General features: G+C 73.6%; 15 protein-coding genes and 1 pseudogene. 9 read left to right on the top strand and 7 right to left on the bottom strand.

Going from position 1 to position 21,168, the window contains the following annotated elements:
* Positions 1-54: 54 nt before the first annotated feature.
* On the bottom strand, positions 55-990 hold the full coding sequence (cofD, locus tag RB614_RS24625; RefSeq protein ID WP_308714981.1) for a 2-phospho-L-lactate transferase: 936 nt from the start codon (positions 988-990) through the stop codon (positions 55-57).
* Positions 991-1,090: 100 nt separating this feature from the next.
* Between cofD and RB614_RS24620 the strand changes: the two genes are divergently transcribed.
* From RB614_RS24620 to RB614_RS24610, 3 genes are all read left to right on the top strand, one after another.
* Entirely contained in the window at positions 1,091-1,981 is an 891-nt protein-coding gene (locus tag RB614_RS24620; RefSeq protein ID WP_308714980.1) for a hypothetical protein, read from the top strand.
* 162 nt (positions 1,982-2,143) lie between these two features.
* Complete coding sequence (locus tag RB614_RS24615) at positions 2,144-4,696, top strand: bifunctional FO biosynthesis protein CofGH (protein WP_308714979.1); 2,553 nt, start codon at positions 2,144-2,146, stop codon at positions 4,694-4,696.
* Positions 4,697-4,988: 292 nt separating this feature from the next.
* Positions 4,989-5,246, top strand: a complete 258-nt coding sequence (locus RB614_RS24610; RefSeq protein WP_173039867.1) for a WhiB family transcriptional regulator — start codon at positions 4,989-4,991, stop codon at positions 5,244-5,246.
* Between the two features lie 45 nt (positions 5,247-5,291).
* Here RB614_RS24610 and RB614_RS24605 read toward each other — a convergent pair whose 3' ends face one another.
* Positions 5,292-5,741, bottom strand: coding sequence for a metallopeptidase family protein (locus RB614_RS24605; RefSeq protein ID WP_173156568.1), 450 nt, complete (start codon positions 5,739-5,741; stop codon positions 5,292-5,294).
* Between the two features lie 137 nt (positions 5,742-5,878).
* On the opposite strand from RB614_RS24605, the gene RB614_RS24600 reads away from it, so the two are divergent.
* The 3 genes and pseudogenes from RB614_RS24600 (at position 5,879) to RB614_RS24590 (ending at position 7,010) form a co-directional block, all read left to right on the top strand.
* Positions 5,879-6,244 (top strand): DUF3499 domain-containing protein, encoded by a 366-nt coding sequence (locus tag RB614_RS24600; protein WP_308714978.1) that lies wholly within the window; start codon positions 5,879-5,881, stop codon positions 6,242-6,244.
* 103 nt (positions 6,245-6,347) lie between these two features.
* Positions 6,348-6,690 (top strand): annotated as a pseudogene (locus tag RB614_RS24595) (type II toxin-antitoxin system RelE/ParE family toxin).
* Positions 6,687-7,010: an XRE family transcriptional regulator gene (locus RB614_RS24590; RefSeq protein ID WP_308714977.1), complete on the top strand. Its 324-nt coding sequence runs from the start codon at positions 6,687-6,689 to the stop codon at positions 7,008-7,010. Before RB614_RS24595 ends, RB614_RS24590 begins: the two are co-directional and overlap by 4 nt.
* Before the next feature lie 7 nt (positions 7,011-7,017).
* Here the strand turns inward: RB614_RS24590 and RB614_RS24585 are convergent, their stop codons facing one another.
* Complete coding sequence (locus RB614_RS24585) at positions 7,018-8,184, bottom strand: acyl-CoA dehydrogenase family protein (protein ID WP_308714976.1); 1,167 nt, start codon at positions 8,182-8,184, stop codon at positions 7,018-7,020.
* A 223-nt stretch (positions 8,185-8,407) separates the two neighbouring features.
* Between RB614_RS24585 and RB614_RS24580 the strand changes: the two genes are divergently transcribed.
* The gene (locus RB614_RS24580) at positions 8,408-9,835 is read left to right on the top strand and encodes a UDP-glucose dehydrogenase family protein (protein ID WP_308714975.1); all 1,428 of its coding nucleotides are present in this window, start codon (positions 8,408-8,410) and stop codon (positions 9,833-9,835) included.
* Positions 9,836-9,919: 84 nt separating this feature from the next.
* Positions 9,920-14,977: an SCO7613 C-terminal domain-containing membrane protein gene (locus RB614_RS24575; protein WP_308714974.1), complete on the top strand. Its 5,058-nt coding sequence runs from the start codon at positions 9,920-9,922 to the stop codon at positions 14,975-14,977.
* Positions 14,978-15,173: 196 nt separating this feature from the next.
* Here RB614_RS24575 and RB614_RS24570 read toward each other — a convergent pair whose 3' ends face one another.
* Positions 15,174-15,737: a TetR/AcrR family transcriptional regulator gene (locus RB614_RS24570; RefSeq protein ID WP_308714973.1), complete on the bottom strand. Its 564-nt coding sequence runs from the start codon at positions 15,735-15,737 to the stop codon at positions 15,174-15,176.
* 130 nt (positions 15,738-15,867) lie between these two features.
* On the opposite strand from RB614_RS24570, the gene RB614_RS24565 reads away from it, so the two are divergent.
* On the top strand, positions 15,868-17,301 hold the full coding sequence (locus RB614_RS24565; RefSeq protein ID WP_308714972.1) for an MFS transporter: 1,434 nt from the start codon (positions 15,868-15,870) through the stop codon (positions 17,299-17,301).
* A 127-nt stretch (positions 17,302-17,428) separates the two neighbouring features.
* On the opposite strand, the gene purE is transcribed toward RB614_RS24565, so the two are convergent.
* The 3 genes from purE to RB614_RS24550 all read right to left on the bottom strand — a co-directional run bounded on the left by purE (position 17,429) and on the right by RB614_RS24550 (position 21,167).
* Positions 17,429-17,896 (bottom strand): 5-(carboxyamino)imidazole ribonucleotide mutase, encoded by a 468-nt coding sequence (gene purE, locus RB614_RS24560; RefSeq protein WP_308715047.1) that lies wholly within the window; start codon positions 17,894-17,896, stop codon positions 17,429-17,431.
* A 20-nt stretch (positions 17,897-17,916) separates the two neighbouring features.
* Entirely contained in the window at positions 17,917-19,050 is a 1,134-nt protein-coding gene (locus tag RB614_RS24555; protein ID WP_308714971.1) for a 5-(carboxyamino)imidazole ribonucleotide synthase, read from the bottom strand.
* Positions 19,051-19,133: 83 nt separating this feature from the next.
* Positions 19,134-21,167, bottom strand: coding sequence for a hypothetical protein (locus tag RB614_RS24550; protein ID WP_308714970.1), 2,034 nt, complete (start codon positions 21,165-21,167; stop codon positions 19,134-19,136).
* Position 21,168: the final 1 nt, after the last annotated feature.

The following is a 21,168-nucleotide window of genomic DNA, read 5'->3' as shown; positions in this document are numbered from 1 at the left end:
TCGCCGCGGGCGGCCGCGAGGCACAAAGGCCGCTGTGTCTGCTGGTTCGCTCGCTCACGCCAACTCCATCGCGGCGCGCACCATCGTGGTCGTCGCCTGCTCGTCGCTCATCCACAGTGGAACCGCGCGGACCGCCACGCCGGGCACCTCCGCGCCCTCGTCGGTCGTGTCCACCAACCAGCCGTCGAGGAGATCGGCGCCGTAGAGCCCGCCGACGCCGGCCGCCGTGCACTCCGCGCCCACGATCGCCAGGCACTTGTCGGCCATGCCGCGCACCGGCGCGCCGCCGATGATCGGCGAGATCCCGACCACCGGCGCGGTGCCCGTGGCGACCGCCTCGCGCAGCCCCGGCACGGCCAGGATCGGGGCGATGCTCACCACCGGGTTGCTCGGCGCCAGCATTACCACGTCGGCCGCGGCGAGCGCGTCGAGCACGCCCGGCGCCGGCTTGGCCGACTCCGCCCCGACGAAGACGAAGCGCTCGGTCGGCAGATTGCCCCGGTGCCGCACCCACCACTCCTGGAAGTGGATCGCCTTCTGCTCGCCGTCGAGCTGGACCACGGCGTGGGTCTCCAGCCGGTCGTCGCTGGCCGGGATCAGCCGCACGCCGGGCTGCCACCGGTCGCAGAGCGCCTCGGTCACCGCCGAGAGCGGGTAGCCGGCGGTCAGCATCGTGCTGCGCACCAGGTGGGTGGCGACGTCCTTGTCGCCGAGGCCGAACCAGGTGGGCTCCGCCCCGTACGCGGCCAGCTCGCCCTTCACGGTCCAGGTCTCGCCGACCCGCCCCCAGCCTCGTTCGGGATCGGCGCCGCCACCGAGCGTGTACATGACGCTGTCCAAATCGGGGCAAATCCGGAGGCCGTGCATGGATGCGTCGTCTCCGACGTTGACCACCGCGGTCACCTCGGCGCCCACCTCGCGGGCGTACGCACGCACGCCCACCAGGAAGCGAGCGCCGCCGATGCCTCCGGCCAGTACCACGATCCGCATGCCACCATCCTCCCGCAGGCCATGCGAGCGCAGCGGCACTACCCCCGGCCCGCTAGGCTCACGGGCGCAGACCGCTTTGTCCGCCACCCCAGGGGGAGCCTTGACCACCCAACCCGAGGCCACGCCGAGCGACGGGACGTCGGCCAGCCAGTTCACCAAGCCGCTGCGCGAGCTCGCCGCCCTGGTGCTCCTTGGCGCCACCGCGGTTCTGCTCTTCGTGGCGATCCTCGACCTCATCCCGACCGGAGACTTCGAGACCTTCACCGGCAACGCCGCGGGCAGCTTCGACGGCTTCGTCAGCCTCGCCACGATCGGCCTGCCGTTCCTCGCGGTGCTCCTGGCCAACCACGTCCAGCCGGCGCTGGGCCGCGCCAAGATCATCACGCTGGTGGCGCTGATCGAGTACGCGGTCGCCGCGTTCTTCGGCGTCGTCTTCGGCCTCTTCATCGGCGTCGTGAAGATCGCCGACGACAGCGTCTTCAACGCGCTGAAGGCGTTCCTCGCCCGGATCGCCGTGCTGGCGGTGCTCGCCATCGCGGCGTACGCGCTGGTCCGGGTCGCCCGCGGCCTCTACTTCGTGCCGAAGCCCAAGCCCCAGCCGGGCATGTACGGGCAGCCGGCGTACGGGCAGCAGCCGGGCTACCCGCCGGGCTACGGGCAGCAGCCGGGCTACCCGCAGCAGGGCTACCCCCAGGCGTACGGGCAGCCCACCGCCGCCTACCCGCAGGCGTACGGCCACCAGCCGGGGCAGCCGCCCGCCCAGCCGTACGGTGCCGGCCCGGCCGGCGCGCCCACCGCACCGGTGCCGCCCATGCCGGCCACCCCGCCGCAGGCGCCGACCAGCACCCCGCCGAGCCACGAGCAGCCGCCGCCCGAGCCGGGCCAGCAGACCCAGCTGATCAACCCGGCCAGCCAGCAGCCGTCGGCCGGCTTCCCGCCGCCCCCGCCGGCCGGCCTGGGCGACGACCCGACCCGCCCGGTCCAGCGATAGCCGTCTGGTGATCGAAGCTCCCTTCAAGTCGTTCTAACGGCTTGACGGGAGCTTCGATCACAGTCATCACCAGCGGCTTGGTGGGGGCTTTGGGCGCGGCGAAGCCAGAGTGTGGGGAGGGCAACTGCCCTTCCTACGCCGCACCGCCGTAGGCTTCATCGGGTGGCTGATCACAACGAAGCTCGGCCCACCGAGGCGAGCCTCCGCCGGGCGCTGCACCGGGCCGCCGAGGGGCGCGCGCTCGACGTGGACGAAGCGGCCACGCTGCTGACCGCGCGCGGCGAGCCACTCGACCAGCTCCTCCGCATCGCCGGGGGCATCCGTGACGCCGGGTTGCGCGACGCGGGGCGGCCCGGCGTCGTCACGTTCTCCAAGAACGTCTTCATCCCGCTCACCCGCCTCTGCCGCGACCGGTGCCACTACTGCACCTTCGCCACGGTGCCGCACCGGTTGGTCACCCCACAAAAACGCTCCAGTGCGCTCCACGTTTCCGCGGGGACCCCGACTTCGGCGGCCTTCCTGGAGCGCGACGAGGTGCTCCAGATCGCCCGCGACGGCGCCGCGCAGGGCTGCAAAGAGGCGCTCTTCACGCTCGGTGACCGGCCTGAAGAGCGGTGGGCGGTGGCCCGCGAGTGGCTGCACGAGCGGGGCTACGACTCCACTCTCGACTACGTACGGGCCAGCGCGATCGCCGTGCTGGAGGAGACCGGCCTGCTGCCGCACCTCAACCCGGGCGTCCTGTCCTGGGCCGACCTGCAGCGGCTCAAGCCGGTCGCGGCCAGCATGGGCATGATGCTGGAGACGACGGCCACGCGGCTGTGGAGCGAGCCGGGCGGGCCGCACTACGGCTCCCCCGACAAGGAGCCCGCCGTACGCCTGCGGGTGCTGGAGGACGCCGGGCGGGTGGGCGTGCCGTTCACCACCGGCATCCTGATCGGCATCGGCGAGACGCTGGCCGAGCGGGCCGACTCGCTCTTCGCGATCCGGCGGGTGGCCCGGCAGTACGGGCACATCCAGGAAGTCATCGTGCAAAACTTCCGCGCCAAGCCGGACACCGCGATGCGCGGCATGCCCGACGCCGAGCTGCACGACCTGGCCGCCACCGTGGCGGTCGCCCGCATCCTGCTCGGACCCGGGGCCCGCATCCAGGCCCCGCCCAACCTCATCGCCGGCGAGTACCAGCTGCTGCTGCGGGCCGGCATCGACGACTGGGGCGGCGTGTCGCCGGTGACGCCCGACCATGTGAGCCCCGAGCGCCCCTGGCCGCAGATCGAGGAGCTGGCCCGCCACACGGCCGACGCCGGCTTTACGATGCGCGAGCGCCTGGCCGTCTACCCCGAGTACGTGGTCCGCGGCGACCCCTGGCTCGACCCCCGGGTCCTCCCCCACGTAACCGCCCTGTCCCTGGAGACCGGCCTGGCCGCCCCGGAGGCGAAGCCGACCGGTCACCCCTGGCAGGAGCCCGACGACACAGTCCCGGCCGGCCGCGTAGACCTCCACCAGGAGATCGACACGGTGGGCCGCACGGAGGACCGCCGCGGCGACTTCGACTCCGTCTACGGCGACTGGTCCGAGGTGGCCGCCTCGCTGTCCGCGCCGTCCGTGCTGGCCTCGACGCCGGTCGCGGCCGCGCTGCGACTCGCGGCGAACGAGCCGGCCGCGCTCCTGGAGCCCCGGCACGAGGGCGCGGCCATGGCGCTGTTCGAGGCGGACGGCTCGGCGCTGGACGAGCTCTGCGGGATCGCGGACGACCTGCGGCGCGCGGCGGTTGGCGACGACGTGACGTACGTCGTCAACCGCAACATCAACTTCTCCAACGTCTGCTATGTGGGCTGCCGCTTCTGCGCGTTCGCCCAGCGCGAGCGGGACGCCGACGCCTACCGCCTCTCCGTGGAGCAGGTCGCCGACCGGGCCGAGGAGGCGTGGCGGGCCGGCGCGACCGAGGTGTGCATGCAGGGTGGCATCGACCCCAAGCTGCCGGTCACCGCGTACGCCGACCTGGTCCGCGCGGTCAAGGAGCGGGTGCCGGGCATGCACGTACACGCCTTCTCGCCGATGGAGATCGTCACCGCGGCCAGCAAGGCGGGCATGTCCATCCGCGACTGGCTGACCATGCTCCGCGAGGCCGGGCTCGACACCATCCCCGGCACCGCCGCGGAGATCCTCGACGACGAGGTGCGCTGGGTGCTGACCAAGGGCAAGCTGCCGACCGCCACCTGGGTCGAGGTGGTCTCGACGGCACACGAGGTCGGCATCCGGTCCAGCTCCACGATGATGTACGGCCACGTCGACCACCCGCGCCACTGGCTCGGGCACTTTCGGGTGCTCGCCGGCATCCAGGACCGGACCGGCGGCTTCACCGAGTTCGTGGCGCTGCCGTTCGTGCACACGAACGCGCCGATCTACCTCGCCGGCATCGCCCGCCCCGGCCCCACCTGGCGGGAAAACCGGGTCGTGCACGCGATGGCGCGGATCCTGCTGCACGAGCGGATCGCCAACATCCAGTGCTCCTGGGTGAAGCTGGGCGACGAGGGTACCGTCGCGATGCTCCAGGGCGGCTGCAATGATCTCGGCGGCACGCTGATGGAGGAGACGATCTCGCGGATGGCGGGTTCGGCCAACGGTTCCGCACGCACCGTCGAGCAGCTCCACTCGATAGCCAAGGCGGCCGGGCGGCCGGCGCGGGAGCGCACGACGGCGTACGCGCCGCGCTGACGTTTGGTGATCGAGCGTTACCCCGGAGGGGGCTGAATCGATAGGGGCGGTGGCGCCTCGCACGCTTCTCCCGCGAGTCGCGCGCGGCGCGCCGAGAAAGCGGGCCCTTTTATCAGGTTCGGCTTGACGACGCACGCATTACACGCGTGTAATTTCACTGGGGTTGTTCGAATAGGATCTTCAGTTGTTCCCTAGGATCATCTGAAACTACACCGTTCGGACATAAAGACACGCCTTCCGCGTGGGGGGTTGCGCCGGCGACGCGGCCGGTGCGCAAGAAGGAGGCAGGTTGATGGACGGCCCACTGGAGGTGGCCGACCTGATCGGAGACGCGCCGGAGTGGCAGGAGCGGGCCCTGTGCTCGCAGACCGACCCGGAGGCGTTCTTTCCGGAGAAGGGCGGATCGACCCGCGAGGCGAAGCGCATCTGCTCGCGCTGCGAGGTCAAGGCCGAGTGCTTGGAGTACGCGCTCGGGCACGATGAGCGCTTCGGCATCTGGGGCGGGCTCTCCGAGCGCGAGCGCCGCAAGCTCAAGCGCCGCGTCGCCTGAGCCGATGTGCGGGCCAGCGCACCAAGGGGGGAGCGCTGGCCCGGCTCAGGCCAGCTCGTCGGGGTCGACGCCGAGGAGATTGGCGACCTGCTCGATGATCACGTCGTGCACCAGGTCGGCGAGGTCTTCCCGGTCCATCGCCCGAAACTCGAGCGGCCGGCGATAGAGGACGATCCGGGGCGGCACCTCCTGCCGGCCGGGGCGCCCGGGCAGCAGGCGGGCGAGGGGCACCTCGCCGTCCTCGAGCACGTCCGAGTCGTAGACGTTGAGATCCGGGGGAACGTCTTCGACGGCGAACTCGACGCCGGCCAGCTCCTTGGCGAAGCGCCGCTCCAGCGCCTCCACCGTGTCGAGCACGAGGTCGTCGAAGATCTCCGCCTTGGTGCGGGCCAGCGGCACCGTGGCCGGCACCAGGCGCCCGCGCAGGCCACGACCGTGACGGTCGCGGTGGGACCGGCGGCCGGGACCCGGGCGCCGCGGTTCGGGACTGCTCACGTCAAGAGCGTAGTGGCCCGGGGGCGACGCAACTCACCCCGTGTCCAACCTGCGTCTTCATATCGTGATCTCGCGTGGCCGGCGTGTCGCGGTCGCATCCGGAGCGGCGGACCGAGTAGGGGAGATAACGTGCCGCCGTGAGGTCACCACGGCGTTGCTCCCGAAACGGCTGCCCGCGTCAGGCCGTCGCGACGTTGACCTATGTCTACAACGACTCCACCGCGGTCGTCGGGCCCCTCGCGGCCTTCGCCGAGCCGCACACGTACGACCTGTGTGAGCCGCACGCCCGCAGCCTGACCGCCCCCCGCGGCTGGGAGCTCGTGCGCCACGACGGCGAGTTCGCACCCCCACCCCCCACCACCGACGACCTGGTCGCCCTCGCCGAGGCCGTCCGGGAAGCCGCCCGCCCCACCCCCCGGCTGGACGACCTCCCCGACGAGCCGCGCTCAGGCCAGCAGACCGGCCGCCGCGGCCACCTCCGAGTCATCCCACCCAGCCACTGACGCCGCCCGGTCACCCGATCGGCGCCACGAAAAGCAGCCCGTCGCTGTAGTACCCAGAGGTACTAACGCCGGGTATGCTGGTCGGGTGGGCTATCGGTTGGAGATGGTCCGAGAGGTCCGAGAGTGGCTCCATCAGCTACGTCGTGCGGACCGGTCAACGGCGATCCTCGTCGGCCAGGCCATAACGGCTCCTCGACGAAGGTCCGAGTCTCGGACGTCCGTTGGTGGACCGGATCAAGGGCTCCACTTTGCATAACCTCAAGGAGCTGCGTCCGGGCTCCAGCGGTTCCAGCGAAGTGCGGATCTTGTTCATCTTCGATCCACGGACGAACGCCGTTCTGCTCGTGGCTGGAGACAAGGCTGGTCAGTGGGCGTCGTGGTATCGGGAGGCGATTCCACAGGCCGAGGCGCGATACGCCGTTTACCTGAAGGAGGTGGGATCGTGAGCACCCAGGGGTACGAACGCGACGAGTTCCTGGCCGAATTCTTCCCCGACCCGGACGACCGGGCAGAGGTCGAAGCCGGCGCGGAACGCCTTGTCGGTGTCAGCCGCGCACATCGCCTCGCCGAGATGCGTAAGCGGCTTGGCCTCACCCAGGCCGAGGTCGCGGAGCGCATGCACGTTCGGCAGGAGCGTGTCTCCGCGATCGAGCGGGCGAAGGTCAGCACGAGCGAACTGCGAACGCTGGCCGCGTACATCGAGGCTCTCGGCGGACGAATGGAGATCGTGGCTGACTTCGGCGGCGAGCGCCTCGTCGTCGGCTGAGCCGCCCTCAGCGGAAGGCTTTCAGGAGCTGGCGGGCCATGACGATGCGCTGGACCTGGTTGGTGCCTTCGTAGATCTGGGTGATTTTGGCGTCGCGCATCATGCGTTCGACGGGAAAGTCGCGGGTGTAGCCGTAGCCGCCGAGGAGCTGGACCGCGTCGGTGGTGATCTGCATCGCGGTGTCGGAGGCGTAGCACTTGGCGGCGGCGCCGAAGAAGGTGAGGTCGGTGTCGCCGCGTTCGGAGCGGGCGGCCGCGGCGTAGGTGAGCTGGCGGGCGGCCTCCAGCTTCATGGCCATGTCGGCGAGCATGAACTGGATGCCCTGGAAGTCGGCGACCGGCTTGCCGAACTGGGTGCGCTCCGTCACGTACTTGGCGGAGAAGTCCAGTGCGCCCTGGGCGATGCCGACCGCCTGGGCGGCGATGGTGACCCGGGTGTGGTCGAGGGTGCGCATGGCGGTGGCGAAGCCGGTGCCGGGCTCGCCGATGATCCGGTCGGCGGGAATGCGTACGCCGTCGAAGTAGACCTCGCGGGTGGGTGAGCCCTTGATGCCGAGCTTCTTCTCCGGTGCCCCGAAGGAGACGCCGGGGTCGGATTTGTCCACCACGAAGGCGGAGATGCCCTTGGCGCCGACGCCCGGCTCGGTGACAGCGAAGACGGTGTAGTAGCGGGACACGCCGGCGTTGGTGATCCACCGCTTGACGCCGTCGAGGACCCAGTGGTCGCCGTCGCGGACGGCGCGGGTGGTCATCGCGGCGGCGTCGCTGCCGGCTTCGGGTTCGGACAAGCAGTACGAGAACATCGCCTCGCCGCTCGCCACCGGCGGCAGGAACTGGCGCTTGAGCTCCTCCGAGCCGGCCAGCAGCAGCGGCATCGTGCCCAGTTTGTTGACCGCCGGGATGAGTGAGGTGGCGGCGCACGCGCGGGCGACCTCCTCGATCACCATCGCGGTGGCGAGGGCGTCCGCGCCGGCGCCGCCGTACTGCTCGGGGATGTGCGGGGCGTGGAAGTCTGCGGCGCGCAGGGCCTCGTACGACGCCTTGGGAAACTCGCCGGTCTCGTCGGCCTCGGCCGCGTTCGGTGCCACCTTCGCGTCGCATACCGCCCGAACCGCCTCGCGCACGGCCTCGTGCTCCTCGGGAAGCCGGTACGCTTCGAACGTTTCTGTCGGCATAGCGCCTCCCCTTGGTGATCTTCTTGGGTGAATGTGAGGATACCGACCAGCGTTCAGGTGTCCTTCACGACCGCGTAGGCTCACGCACTATCGTCGGCTGCACAATGGCAGACTCAGTGTTTGCCCCATAGACCTAAATAGTCCGATAATCGGCGCCGGCCATGGCGCACCACCCGAAACGCGCGACGCGAAGCGCCGCCCAGTGCGAGCGGAGAACACAGGCGTGACGATCCCGTACTCGAGCACCCAGCCCGTCCCTGCGATCGGGGCGGTCACCCCGCCGTCCGGCGCGCCCCGTCCCCGGCTGGCGTTCCTCGGCACCGGCTACCTCGGTGCGACCTACGCGATCTGCTTTGCCGAGCTCGGCTACGAGGTGCTCGGCTTCGACGTCGACGAGGCCAAGATCGCCAAGCTGGCCGGCGGGGCGGTGCCGTTCCACGAGCCGGGCCTCGACGAGCTGCTGCGCCGCAACCTCGCGGCCGGCCGGCTCCGCTTCACCACGGACTACAAGGAGACCGCCGACTTCGCGGACGTCCACTTCATCTGCGTGGGCACGCCGCAGCGGGCCGACGGGATGGGCGCCGACCTGTCGTACGTCGAGGCGGCCGTCACCGGCCTCGCCCAGCACCTCACCCGCAAGGCACTGATCGTCGGCAAGTCGACGGTGCCGGTGGGTACGGCCGAGTGGATCGAACAGCTGGTGGGCAAGCACGCCCCCGCCGACCTCGGCATCGAGGTGGCGTGGAGCCCCGAGTTCCTCCAGGAGGGCTTCGCGGTCGAGGACGTGCTCCGCCCCAACCGGATCGTCATCGGCGTCAAGAGCGACTGGGCCAACGCGATGCTGTACGCGGCCCACAAGGGCGTGTTCGACCTCGCCGCCACCGAAGACCGCGAGGTGCCGCTGGTGGTGACCGACTTCGCCACCGCCGAACTGGTCAAGGTCGCGGCCAACGCGTTCCTGGCTACCAAGATCTCGTTCATCAACGCGATGGCCGAGGTGTGCGAGGTGGCCGGCGGCGACGTCACCATGCTGGCCCGCTCGATCGGCTACGACCCGCGCATCGGCAACCGTTTCCTCCAGGCCGGCGTCGGCTTCGGCGGCGGCTGCCTGCCCAAGGACATCCGCGCGTTCCAGGCGCGGGCCCAGGAGCTGGGGGCCGGCGAGGCGCTGCGCTTCCTGCACGAGGTCGACCTGATCAACCTGCGCCGCCGCACCCGCGTGCTCCAGCTCGCCGCCGACCTGCTCGGCCGCCGTTCCGGCCCGGCCGGCCCGGACCTGTCCGGCACCCGGATCGCCGTGCTCGGCGCCACCTTCAAGCCCAACTCCGACGACGTGCGTGACGCGCCGTCGCTCGCGGTCGCCGCGCTGCTCGCCAAGGCCGGCGCCGACGTCCGGGTGTACGACCCGGAGGGCATGGAGAACGCGCGCGCCGCCCAGCCCGACCTGGCGTACGAGTCGTCGATGAACGACGCCGTCCGGGGCGCCGACCTCGTCTGCGTGCTGACCGAGTGGGCCGACTTCCGCAACGCGGACCCGGTCGCGCTCGGCGAGCTGGCCGCCGGCCGCCGCGTGATCGACGGCCGCAACTGCCTCGACTCGGCACTGTGGACGCACGCGGGTTGGGAGTACCGGGGCATGGGCCGCCCATAGGGCGAGCCCGTAGACTTCGGGCGTCTGTCTTAGGCATGCTTTCGGGGAGTCCACTGTGTCGGGCTCCGCGGGAGAGAGGGTGCCATGGCGACGTTCAAGTGCTCGTCGTGTGGCCGGCAGATCCAGCCGGTGGCACAGTGCCCGCACTGCGGTGCCTTCCAGGGCCAGTGGGCTGAGGAGCTGGCCCGGATCGAGCGGTCGATCGCGGAGATCAAGGCCGACGACGTCCGGATCGGCAAAGAGGCCAAGCTCAACGCACAAAAGCTGCAAGCGGCACAGTTCCAGCGCGACATCCTCGCCCACGCGAACGCGCAGGCCCAGGAGAAGCTGCGGACCCGTACCCGCCGCCGCACCTTCGTCCGCCGCCCGGCCGGCGCGCCGCCGCCGCCGGGCACGGGAGGCCCGCCGCCGCACACCGCACAGCCCCCGCCGCGGCGGGTCCCCCGCCAGGAGGGTGCCCGCCCGGCCGGCGCCGCCGCACCGCCACCACCTCCGCCGCCGCCTCCTCCCCCGCGCTCGGCGCCGGTCGACGTCGAGCCCGACCACCGGCCCGAGGCGTCCACCCGCGAGGTGCAAAACATCTACCTCGGCCTGGGCGGCCTCCTGCTGGGCATCGCGGCGGTCGTGTTCGCCGCGGTCGCGTTCACCTCGTTCGACGACGTCAGCCGCGCGGCGATCCTCATCGGAGCGACCGCCGTCATGCTGGTCGCGCCGCCGGTGGTGGCCCGCCGGGGGCTGATCTCCACGGCGGAGACGATCGCCGCGGTCGGGCTCGGCCTGGTGCCCCTCGACGGGTACGCACTGTGGACGGTCGACCAGATCCGCGGTGACGCCGTACCGGGCGCGGTCGTGGCGGGCGTCGTCTTCGCGCTGACCGCACTCGTCGCCGGCTGGTACGCGGTGCTGACCGGGCTGAGCGTCCCCCGGTACGCCACGGTGCTCGCGCTGCAGCCGATCGTGCCCCTGCTCGCGTACGAGTGGATCAGTGGGCCGACCGGCTGGGCGCTCGTGCTGACCGTGGTGGCCGGGCAGGATCTGCTGCTCGCCCGGCAGTTCGACCAGCGGGGGCGGCTGGCCACCCCGCCGTGGTTGGGCGCGCCGGAGGCACCTCCCGAGGCCCCGCCCGAGGCGCCGGTCGAGAACGAGCCGGCGGACACCGAGCGCCCGGAGAGCGCGCCGGAGGAGTCCGACGCGGTGGTCACCGACGCGGCGGACGCCGGCCGCAAGCCCGCACCGCAGCCGGCGGCGGTGTGGCTGCGCCAGCTGACCTGGGGGCTGAGCGCCCTCGCGGTGGCCGTGGCGCTGCTCTTCGCCGCCGTCGCGACGCTCCAGGCCGACACCCCGCAGGGCGCGCTCGGCGCCGGCCTCACGCTGGTACTCGCCGCGGCCGTCGGGGTGGCCGGTGCGACGGCGCTCGGGCGGCGGGTCGTCGTCGACGCGGCCGCCGGGGTGCTCACGCTCGCGGTGATCGGTGCCGCGGCACAGATCGTGGCGGTCGCCGTGCCTGGGCGGGCGCAGCTGCTGATCGCTGGCGTGATCGCGCTGACCGGCCTGGGCGTGCGCCGGGTGCCGGAGGCGTACCGGCGGGGGCCGCAGCTCGCCTCGGCCGCCGCGCTGATCGTGATGGGCATCGTGGTCGCCGGCACCGCTCTGCGCGCCGCCGTCGCCCCGGTACGCCTGGTGCTGCCCGACGTCTGGGACGCCGACCTCGGCGACTACCAGAGCCGCCTCGCCGACGCAGCCGGCTCGGCGGGCTGGCAGCTCGCCGCGAGCGCTCTGCTGCTGACGATCGCAGCCGTGCTCTCGCTCCCGCCGGAGGCGCGGCGGGAGTCCGCGGTCGCCGGCGTGGCGCTGACCGCGCTGGCGACGCCGGCGTCGTTCGCGATGCCGTGGACGGCCGCCCCCTGGCTGCCGGTGCTCGCCGCGATCGGGATCGGCGCCACCGGCCTGTACGCGAGGAGCGAGCGCGCCGCCCAGGCGCACGTGGCGGGCGCCGCGGTGGTCGGCCTGGTGGGTGCCGGCGCGTCGCTGGCCCGGCCGGCGTCGACCGCGGCGGTACTGGCGGTCCTGACGCTGGCCGGCGTGCTGATCGCGATCGCCGGTTCGTGGCTGCCCGAGCAGGCCGACGCGCTCCGCGACGAGCCGGCGCCGGCCCAGCTGCTGCGCGCCGGTCCCGCCGCCGAGATGGTGGGCGACTGGGCGGCCGGTGGCGCGGCGTTCGCGATGCCCGGAGCGGCCGCGGCGGCGGTGGCGGCCACCGCACCGGTACGCGAGGAAGCCGCCGTGCCGATCCTCGCGGCCGCGTTCGTGGCGGTGTGCGCGACCCTCGGGTACGCGGCGCTGGCCCAGGTCGCCTGGCGGCGCATCGCGCTCCCGCTGTCGCTCGGCACGGGGCTTGGTGCGCTGGCGGTGACGGCGGCCGCGTTCGGCGCGCCGGGTGCCGAGGTGGCCGACGCCTGGGTGGGCGCGCTGCTGCTGGTCGGTGCGGTACTGCTCTTCCTCGCCCCGTCGATCGATGCGGGACGCCGGCCCGACCGGCTGCTCGACGGCCCCGACTTCGCGGCCGCGGCGGCGATCGCCGGCATCATCGGTACGTTCGCCCGGATCGCCGGCATCCTCTTCCCCGGCGCCGTGCTGGCAGTGGCGGCCCTGCTCGTGCTCTTCGTCGCCGTCGGCGTACGCGCGATGCCCCCCGACTGGCGGCGCGGCCCGACCCTCGGCGTCGCGGCCAGCGGGGCCGTGCTCGCGGTGATCGCCGGATACACCGCGCTCAGCGGTGGCCTGCGCGTGCTCGCCACACCCGGCGCGCTCTGGGAGGCCGACCTCAACGCCTGGCCGGCCGGCGCCGGCGGGGTGGGCTGGCAGGCCCCGATCGCGCTGGCACTGCTGGCCGGGGCGGCCGCGATCGTGCTGCCGCGCCCCTGGGCGTACGACGTCGCCGCCGTCTGCGTGGGCCTCGCCACGATCGGCGCGCCGGTCGCGCTCGGCCTGCCGTGGTCGTCGCCGATGCTGGTCGGCGGTGCGGTCGCCACGGTGTACGGCGTCGCGTCGGTGATCGCCGACGACCCGCGCGCGGGACTGGCCCGGGCCGCGGTGGCCGCCGGCGTCGCGCTGCACGCGGTCGGCGCCAGCCTGGTACGACCCTGGACGACCGCCGCGTCGCTCACCATGATCGTGCTGGTCGGCGCGCTCGTGGCCACGCTCGCGCGGATGCTGCCGGCGCTCGACGACGCCTCGCTGGAAGACATACCGGGCAGCGCGCCACCGCCCGAGGCGGAGATGCCGCTGCACCTGGGCCAGATCGGTGGCGCGGCGGCCGGCGGTGCCCTCCTCGCCCTGCCGGGCGCCCTCGCCTCGACGGCCGCGGCGCTGGGCCAGGGCGCGCCGGCCGTACTCGCCTGGGCGCTCGCCGGCTCCGCCGCCGGCCTGGGCGTGATCGCGCTGGTACGCCGCAAGGTGGCCCGCTACCTGCCGTACGCGACGGTGGGCATCGCCGGCGGTGCCACGATCACGGCGTTCGCCGCGCTCCCCACCGACCTGCCGATCGGCGTGTACGCGGCGGCCGCCGCCCTCCTCGGCGTGGTCGCCGAACTGCTGCGCGCCGCCACCCCACCACCGCGGTACGTGGGCCAGCCCACCCAGCGCTGGTCGGTGATGCTCGGCGGCGTGTGGCGGCGCATGCCCTCCGGCCCGGCCCCGCGTGGCCGCTGGTCGGTGAGCCCGGAGATGGGCGCGGCGCTCGTGGCCGCGATCCCCACGCTCATCGCGCTCGCCTCGATCGCACCGGCACTCGTCGCCGCGCTGGTCGATCCACACCAGACGGTCAACCACATCTGGGACGGCCCGCCCGCCGCCCTCACCGACCCGGATCGCTCGATCGACCCCAGCGACGTCGTCGGCACGCTGCTGCTGACCATCGCGGCGGCGCTGGCCGCGGTCGGCTTCGGAGGGCAGCTCTCCACGTCGTCCGACCGCCGGGCGGAGCGCTTCGCCCAGGCGGTTCCGGTCATCTTGCCCGGTGCGGCGATCACCCTGCTGATCGCGCCGATCGCGCTCGGCGCCGCCTGGCCGGCCTCCACGATGGCTGCGCTCGCCGTCTTCACGCTCGCGATGCTCGGGCTCGCCCTCACGCCACCGCCACCCCCCGCCGAGCGGGCCCGCCCGCTGCGGGTCACCCGCCTCGTGGTCTTCGCGCTGGGCCTGGCCGCGGGGGGCGCCGGGATGGCCGGCAGCCTGGCCACCCGCTCGCTCACGCTCTTTACGCTGGCGGGCGCGGTCGCGGTGGGCGCCACCGCGGCGATCTTCGGGCGGACCCAGCGGGCCCGCATCCTCGGCTGGCTCTTCGCGGCCGCCTCCGCCATGGGGCTGGTGCTCACCACCACGCTGGTCGTCGGCCTGCCGGCGGCCTGGTCCGCGTACGGGGTGCTCGCCGTCGGCGCCGTCCTGCTCGTGGTCGCCGCCGTGCATCCCAGGCTGCGCCTGCCGGAGTCCTACCGCGAGGCGGCCACCGTCGAGTGGAGCGGGTACGGCGCCGCCCTGGTCGCGCTGGCTCTGGCGTTCGACTCGCCGGCCCACGTGGCCGGGCTGCTAGCCGCCTGGGGCGCCGTGCTCGGCATCGCCTCCACCCGCCCCGGCCGCCGCGCGGTGGAGCGCCGCACCCTCTTCTGGGCCAGCATCGTCTGCGAGATCGTCGCCTGGTGGCTCTTCATGGCGCTGACCGACGTGTCGGTGCCCGAGGCCTACACGCTGCCGTTCGCCGCGCTGGCCCTGCTCGTCGGCCTGCTCGAGCTCCGGCAGCGGCCCGACCTGAGCAGCTGGACCGCGTACGGCCCGGCGCTGATCGCCGCATTCGTGCCGACGCTGGTCATCGCCGTCCGCACCGAGGCCAGCGCCACCCGCGAGGTACTCCTGCTGCTGGGCGCGGTCGCCACGGTCATCTTCGGCGCCCGTACCCGCCAGCAGGCCCCGCTGGTGGTCGGTTCGGTGGTCACGGTGATCGCCGCCCTGCACGCCCTGACGCTGGTCGGCCTCTCGTGGCTGATCCTGATCCCGATCGGCGCGCTGCTCATCTTCTTCGGTGCGACGAACGAGAGCCGCCGCCGCACCCAGGAGAGGTGGCGCGCCGTCACCCGGATGCGCTGACCGCCTTCGAGCTGGCGGCCGGCGCCCGCCACGGGCCGGGAGCGGCCGCGCGCCGCCTTACTCAGGCTTGAGGCGAAGCTGCGGGCGGGCCCGGCCCCAGGCCGCCCTCGCGCGGCCGCAGGCGGGAAAGGCCGCGGGCGGGAAAGGCCGCGGGCGGAAAAGGCCGCAGGCCGGGAGCGGCAGCGGGCCGGCTTACTCAGGCCGGAGGCGAAGCCGCGGGCGGGAGCGGCCGCAGGCCGTCCAGCATGATCGAGAGCAGGCGGTCGGCCTGGTCCGGCACGGACTCGCTGGCGATGCCGACCCCGTGCACCAGCCGCAGCACCGTCGGCGCGTCGACGTCCGGCCGGATGACCCCGGCCTCCTGCGCCTGGCCGAGCAGGTCGCGCAGCGCACCCCGCATCGTGTCCCGGCAGAACGCCAACGTCTCGGAGTCGGCGCCGAGCATCGCCTTCACCGCCGAACCCAGACCTCGCTTGGTCTTGATGTAGTCGAGCTGGAGGCGCAGCCAGGCGTCGAGCGCCGCGCCCGGCGACAGCGTGCTGGACAGCTCCTTCGCCCGCTCGGCCAGCGCCTCGACGTCCCCGCGGTACACGGCGGCCAGCAGCGCCTCCCGGCTGGGGAAGTGCCGGTAGAGCGTGCCCGGCCCCACGCCGGCGCGCCGGGCGATGTCGTCGAGGTGCGCCTCCGCGCCGTACTCCGCGTAGGCGTCCCGGGCGGCGGCGATCAGGCGTTCGTAGTTGCGACGGGCGTCGGCGCGCACCGGCACCCCCTTCAATCATCCGGAGACAGTCTCCGGATAAGCTTGCCAACCGGAGGTCATCTCCATATGCTAGCGGGAGTTCTAACCGGAGACTATCTCCGGTTCTTCCTTCCGACTCCAGGAGATTCCCTTGCCGGAACAGACCCTGGTCACCGCCCGCTCGTCCGCGACCTCCGCCCCGCCCGCCGGCCGGCACCGGCTCGCCTTGGCGATCATCGTGACCTGCCAGCTCATGCTGATCCTCGACGCGACCGTCATGAACGTGGCGCTTCCGCGGATCGCCGACGACCTGCACTTTTCAAGCACCGGCCTGGCGTGGGTGATGAACTCGTACACGCTCGCGTTCGGCGGCCTCCTGCTGCTCGGCGGCCGGGCCGGTGACCTGCTCGGGCGGCGCCGGCTCTTCGTCGCCGGGATCGCGCTCTTCACCGTCGCGTCCCTGGCCGGCGGCTTCGCCACCTCGGCCGGTTGGCTGCTCGCCGCACGCGTACTCCAGGGTGTCGGCGCGGCGATGGCCGGCCCGAACACGATCGCGTTGATCACCACCACCTTCACCGAGGCGCGGGAACGCATCCGGGCCCTGGCGCTGCTCTCCGGCATGGCGAGCGCCGGCTTCGCGATCGGGCTGATCGTGGGCGGTGTCCTCACCGAGGTCGCCTCGTGGCGCTGGGTGCTCTTCATCAACGTGCCGTTCGGCCTCGCGGCCGTGCTGCTCGCGCCCCGGTTCGTCCGCGAGCCCGAGCGGCACCCGGCACGGCTGGACCTGCCCGGCGCGCTCACGGCGAGCACCGGCGTCGCCGCCCTCGTGTACGCCTTCATCCGCGCCGCGGGCGAGGGCTGGTCGGACACCCGCGCCCAGATCGCGATCGGCGCCGGTATCGCGCTGCTGGCGGCGTTCCTGCTGATCGAGGTCCGGACCCGGGAGCCGCTGCTCCCGCTGCGCCTGTTCGCCGACCGCGACCGCGCCGCCGGCTACCTCAACTTCTTCCTCGGCCCGGCCGCGATGATGTCGATGTTCTTCTTCCTCACCCAGTTCCTGCAGGACATCCGGGGCTTCAGCGCGCTCGCCACCGGCCTCGCGTTCCTGCCGCTGGCGGCCGGCATGTTCGTGGTGACCCGGCTGGTCCCCCACCTCCTGCCCCGCTTCGGACCCAGGCCGCTCGCCGTGACCGGCGCGGCCGTGATGGTGGCCGGCCTGGCCTGGCTGACCCGGCTACACGGCGACACCGGGTACGCGGCCGGCCTGCTCGGCCCGATGCTGATGCTGGGCCTGGGCGGCGGGCTCGGCTTCGTGCTGCTGACCCCGGTCATCATGGCCACGGTCCCACCCCGCGACGCGGGCGCGGCCGGCGGCGTACTCCAGACCATGCAGCAGACCGGCGGCACGCTGGGCCTGGCGATCCTGGTGACCGTCTTCGGCACCGCGACCCGCGACGCGTCCGGCCCGCCGACCCAGACGCTGGTACACGGCATGACCACCGCGTTCACCGTCGCGGTGCTGATCGCGTCGCTCACCCTGCTGGTGGCACTGACGTTCCGGACGCGACGGCAGCCGGTCGCATAAACGCCGCGCCACGCGACGGCAGCCGGTCGCATAAACGCCGCGCCCTCCCCACGTCTGTGATCGACGCTCCCCTCAAGTCGTTCTAGCGACGTGAGGGGAGCTTCGATCACAGACCCGCCGAATCGCCCTAGAGGGTGGCGCGGAGGTTGGCGTCCTTCTGGGCGACCACCTCGACCAGCGCCTCCTGAAACGCCACCACGCGCGACCGCAGTGCGCCGTCGGAGGCGGCCAGGATGCGGACGGCGAGCAGGCCGGCGTTGCGTGCGCCGCCGATGGAGACCGTGGCGACCGGGATGCCCGCCGGCATCTGCACGATCGACAGCAGCGAGTCCATGCCGTCCAGGTGCTTGAGCGGCACCGGTACGCCGATCACCGGCAGCGGGGTGACCGAGGCGACCATGCCGGGCAGGTGGGCGGCGCCGCCGGCACCGGCGATGACCACGCGCAGGCCGCGGTCGGCGGCCGAGCGGGCGTACTCGATCATGCCGACCGGGGTGCGGTGGGCGCTCACCACGCGTACCTCGTAGGGCACCTCGAACTCGTCCAGCGCCTCCGCGGCGGCCTTCATCGTCGGCCAGTCCGAGTCGCTGCCCATGATCACGCCAACGGTCGCGGTCACGCGCCCTCCTGGAGCCAGCGGGCGGCGCGCGCGGCGCGGGCCCGTACCTCGTCCATGTCGTCGCCGAGCGTGGTGACGTGCCCGATCTTGCGGCCGGGGCGGACCTGCTTGCCGTACAGGTGGACCTTGGCCCCGGGGTCCGTGGCGAAGAGGTGGTGCAGCCGCTCGTCGATGCCGATGCCGCCGTCCGGGCCGCCGAGCACGTTGGCCATCGCCACGGCGGGGGCGGTCAGCGCGGTCTCGCCCATCGGGTAGTCCAGGACGGCGCGCAGGTGCTGCTCGAACTGCGACGTGCGGGCACCCTCGATCGTCCAGTGACCCGAGTTGTGCGGGCGCATGGCGAGCTCGTTGACGACCAGGCCACCGTCCACTTCGAACAGTTCGACGGCCAGCATGCCCACGACGTCCAGCGCCGTGGCGATGTCGATGGCCAGCTCCTGGGCGGCCACCGCGAGCGTCGAGGGGAGGCCGGGCGCGGGGGCGAGCACCTCGACGCAGATGCCGTCCCGCTGCACGGTCTCGACCACGGGGTATGCCGCGACCTGGCCGAACGGCGAGCGGGCCACCTGTACCGCCAGCTCGCGGCGCAGCGCCACCCGCTCCTCGGCGATCAGCTCGACGCCGGCGGGGAGCGGGTCGTCCGGGGAGAGCAGCCACACGCCGCGACCGTCGTATCCGCCGCGGATCGCCTTGGCGACCACCGGCCACCCGACCTCGTCGCCGAACGCCCGGACCTCCCGCGCCGAGGCGACCGGGCGCCAGCGGGGCACCGGCGCACCGAGGGCGGAGAGCCGCTCGCGCATGGCGCGCTTGTCCTGGGCGTACACGAGCGCGTCCGCCCCCGGGTGCACCGCCACGCCGGACGCGGCAAGCTCGCGCACCGCCTCGGTGGGCACGTGCTCGTGGTCGAACGTGACGACGTCGCACCCCTTGGCGAAGGTGCGCAGCGCGGCCAGGTCGGTGTGGTCGCCGTACTGCACGTCGGCGGCGACCAGCGCGGCGCCGTCCTCGGGCGAGGCGGCGAGCACGCGCAGTGACTGGCCGAGGGCGATCGCGGCCTGATGGGTCATCCGGGCCAGCTGCCCGCCGCCCACCATGCCGACAACGGGCAAACCGGTTCGGGTATCCATCTCGCCGGCCAGCCTATCCGCACCTCCGGTGCCGGCCACGCTCACCTGCGGCGGAGGGCACGCCCGCCCTCCGTGCGAAGCGCTCACCCCTGCGCGCGAAGCGCACGGCGGCTCGTGCGGGACGTCCGGGCCGCGGCGCCGGTGAGGACCAGCGCGATCGGGTCGGTGGCGAGCGGGTCGTCGGCGCAGAGTTGGGCCGCGAGGGTCACGTCCAGCTCACCCGCCACAGCGGCCACACCGCCCGCGCCGACGATGGCGCAGCCGCCCAGCGTGGCGTAGGCCTCCTCCGGGAGCGCGGTGCGCAGCGCGGCCAGCACGTCGGCGGCCACCCGCGACGGATCCTCCGGCGGGAGCACCACGGCCACGCCGCCGGGGCGCGGGCCGCGTACCCCGTGGACCGAAGCCGGACCGAACGCGGCCCGCAGCGGGCCGACCCGCTCGACCGCCACCTGGGCCGTCCATGGGTCGTGCAGGCCCGCGGTGGGGCGGGCCCGCCGGTGCAACGCCCGCGCGACCGCGCCGGGCCGGATCTCCCAGACCGGGCGGGTCCGCCCCTGGACGACCGCGACCGGACGCGCGGCGAGGAGGACATGCCAGCGCCCCCGCCGGTACGCCTTGCGCCCCAGCTCGGCCAAGCGCTCGCTCACGTACCAGGCGACCTTCTCCGGCAGCTTGTCGCCGGCGGAGAAGACCTCTGTGGACAGTGACACGCGGGTCCACTCCGCACCGCCGGCCTTCACCTCCACTTTGGCCGTCCGTTGTGGACGCTGGGCGGGCTTCGACGGGGCGAGCGTGCGGAGCCAGCGCTCCACCATGTACCGCCGGAAGACCGCGCCGGCGTCCACCTGTGCGCCGCCGAAGAGCGCGGCCAGCGCACCCCACGACGGTCGGCGGGCGCCGGCCAGCCGCGGGTCGAGCAGCGCGGCGGCGAGCTCGGCGCGCATCCGCAGGAGCACCTCGCGCAGCGGCGGCAGCAGGGAGTGCGCGGCGTGCGCGGTGGCGAATCTGGCCGCCCGCAACGGAAGCGTGCCTTCGACGATCGCGGCGAGCTCGGCCCGGAGCACCGGCCCGGTGGAGGGGAGCGCGCGGAGCGGAAACCGGACGGTCACGCCGTACCGGCTCTCCAGCCGGTCCGCGACGCGCGCGAGATGGGCGCCGCTGTCTGATGTGTCAATCAGCGTGTCCACCTCGCCCGCGGTGGCTCGGGCGGTGGCCCAGGTGAGGTAACTGTCCACATCGGGCACCGGCTCGCCGAGGTCGGCGAGGAGCCCGTCGACGTCGAGCTCGTCGGCGAAGTACGGCTGCGCGCGGTGCCGCGCCCCGGTCGAGGTGACCGGGCCCAGCACGGCCGCGGCGAAGTCGGCCGCCGCGGTGGTCAGGCCGGGAAACGTGGCTGAGTACACAGTCAGCGCGAGCGGCGGCTCGGAGCGGAGCGACGCGGCGGCGGTGAGCGCGGCGCCCACCGTCGCGGCGCCGGCCAGCCCGTGCCCGAACCGCACGCCGATCCGGCCCCGCCCGACCGCCGCGTCCAGCACGGAGCGCGCGAAGCGTCCGGCGCCGTCGCGGGTGGCCACCTGCTTCCGGGTACGGGTCCCGCCGGCGATCTCCACCACCTCGCCGGGCAGCACGCGGCGGATCCCGGCGTAGAACGTGCCGGCCGTGTCGTCGCACGCGCCGGTGGCGATGAAACGGGCGACCACCGCCCCGTCCGGTTCGGCCGGCACGCCGGCGGCGAGCAGCGCACCCGGCTCGGAGGCGGCCAGCACGCCCGTGGCGGTCTCGGCGTAGTAGAGCGGCGGGCCGTCGCCGTTGCGGGCCAGGACCAGGGCGCCGCGGGCTGGGTCGGCGAGGATCAACGCGTACGGCTCGGCGCCGGACACCAGCCCGGCCGCGCCCCGCCGGGCGTACTCCGCGGCGAGCGCGCTGACCTCGGCGATCCCGTCGAGCGCGAGGGCCAGGCCGCGGTGCTCGTGTACCGCCGGCATGCTCGCCCGTACCAGCAGGCGGGTGGCGCCGGCGCGCCAGGTGGCCGGCTCGGCGCCGCGGCGGGTGAGCGCGGCGGAGATGGCGTCGAGGGCTCTCTCGGGCGCGCCGAAGGTGGCGGCAATTCCGGCCATT

The organism is Phytohabitans maris (genome assembly GCF_031085175.1).
GTDB lineage: Bacteria > Actinomycetota > Actinomycetes > Mycobacteriales > Micromonosporaceae > Phytohabitans > Phytohabitans maris.
Note: the sequence above shows the minus strand (reverse complement) of the source record. Positions and strands in the feature narration are given on the sequence as shown.

What these genes read in the sequence shown, in the direction of transcription:
- RB614_RS24550 (WP_308714970.1), bottom strand. Translation starts at nt 21,167, where the DNA reads ATGGCCGGAATTGCCGCCACCTTCGGCGCGCCCGAGAGAGCCCTCGAC.
- purE (WP_308715047.1), bottom strand. Translation starts at nt 17,896, where the DNA reads ATGGGCAGCGACTCGGACTGGCCGACGATGAAGGCCGCCGCGGAGGCG.
- RB614_RS24555 (WP_308714971.1), bottom strand. Translation starts at nt 19,050, where the DNA reads ATGGATACCCGAACCGGTTTGCCCGTTGTCGGCATGGTGGGCGGCGGG.
- RB614_RS24585 (WP_308714976.1), bottom strand. Translation starts at nt 8,184, where the DNA reads ATGCCGACAGAAACGTTCGAAGCGTACCGGCTTCCCGAGGAGCACGAG.
- RB614_RS24575 (WP_308714974.1), top strand. Translation starts at nt 9,920, where the DNA reads ATGGCGACGTTCAAGTGCTCGTCGTGTGGCCGGCAGATCCAGCCGGTG.
- cofD (WP_308714981.1), bottom strand. Translation starts at nt 990, where the DNA reads ATGCGGATCGTGGTACTGGCCGGAGGCATCGGCGGCGCTCGCTTCCTG.
- RB614_RS24610 (WP_173039867.1), top strand. Translation starts at nt 4,989, where the DNA reads ATGGACGGCCCACTGGAGGTGGCCGACCTGATCGGAGACGCGCCGGAG.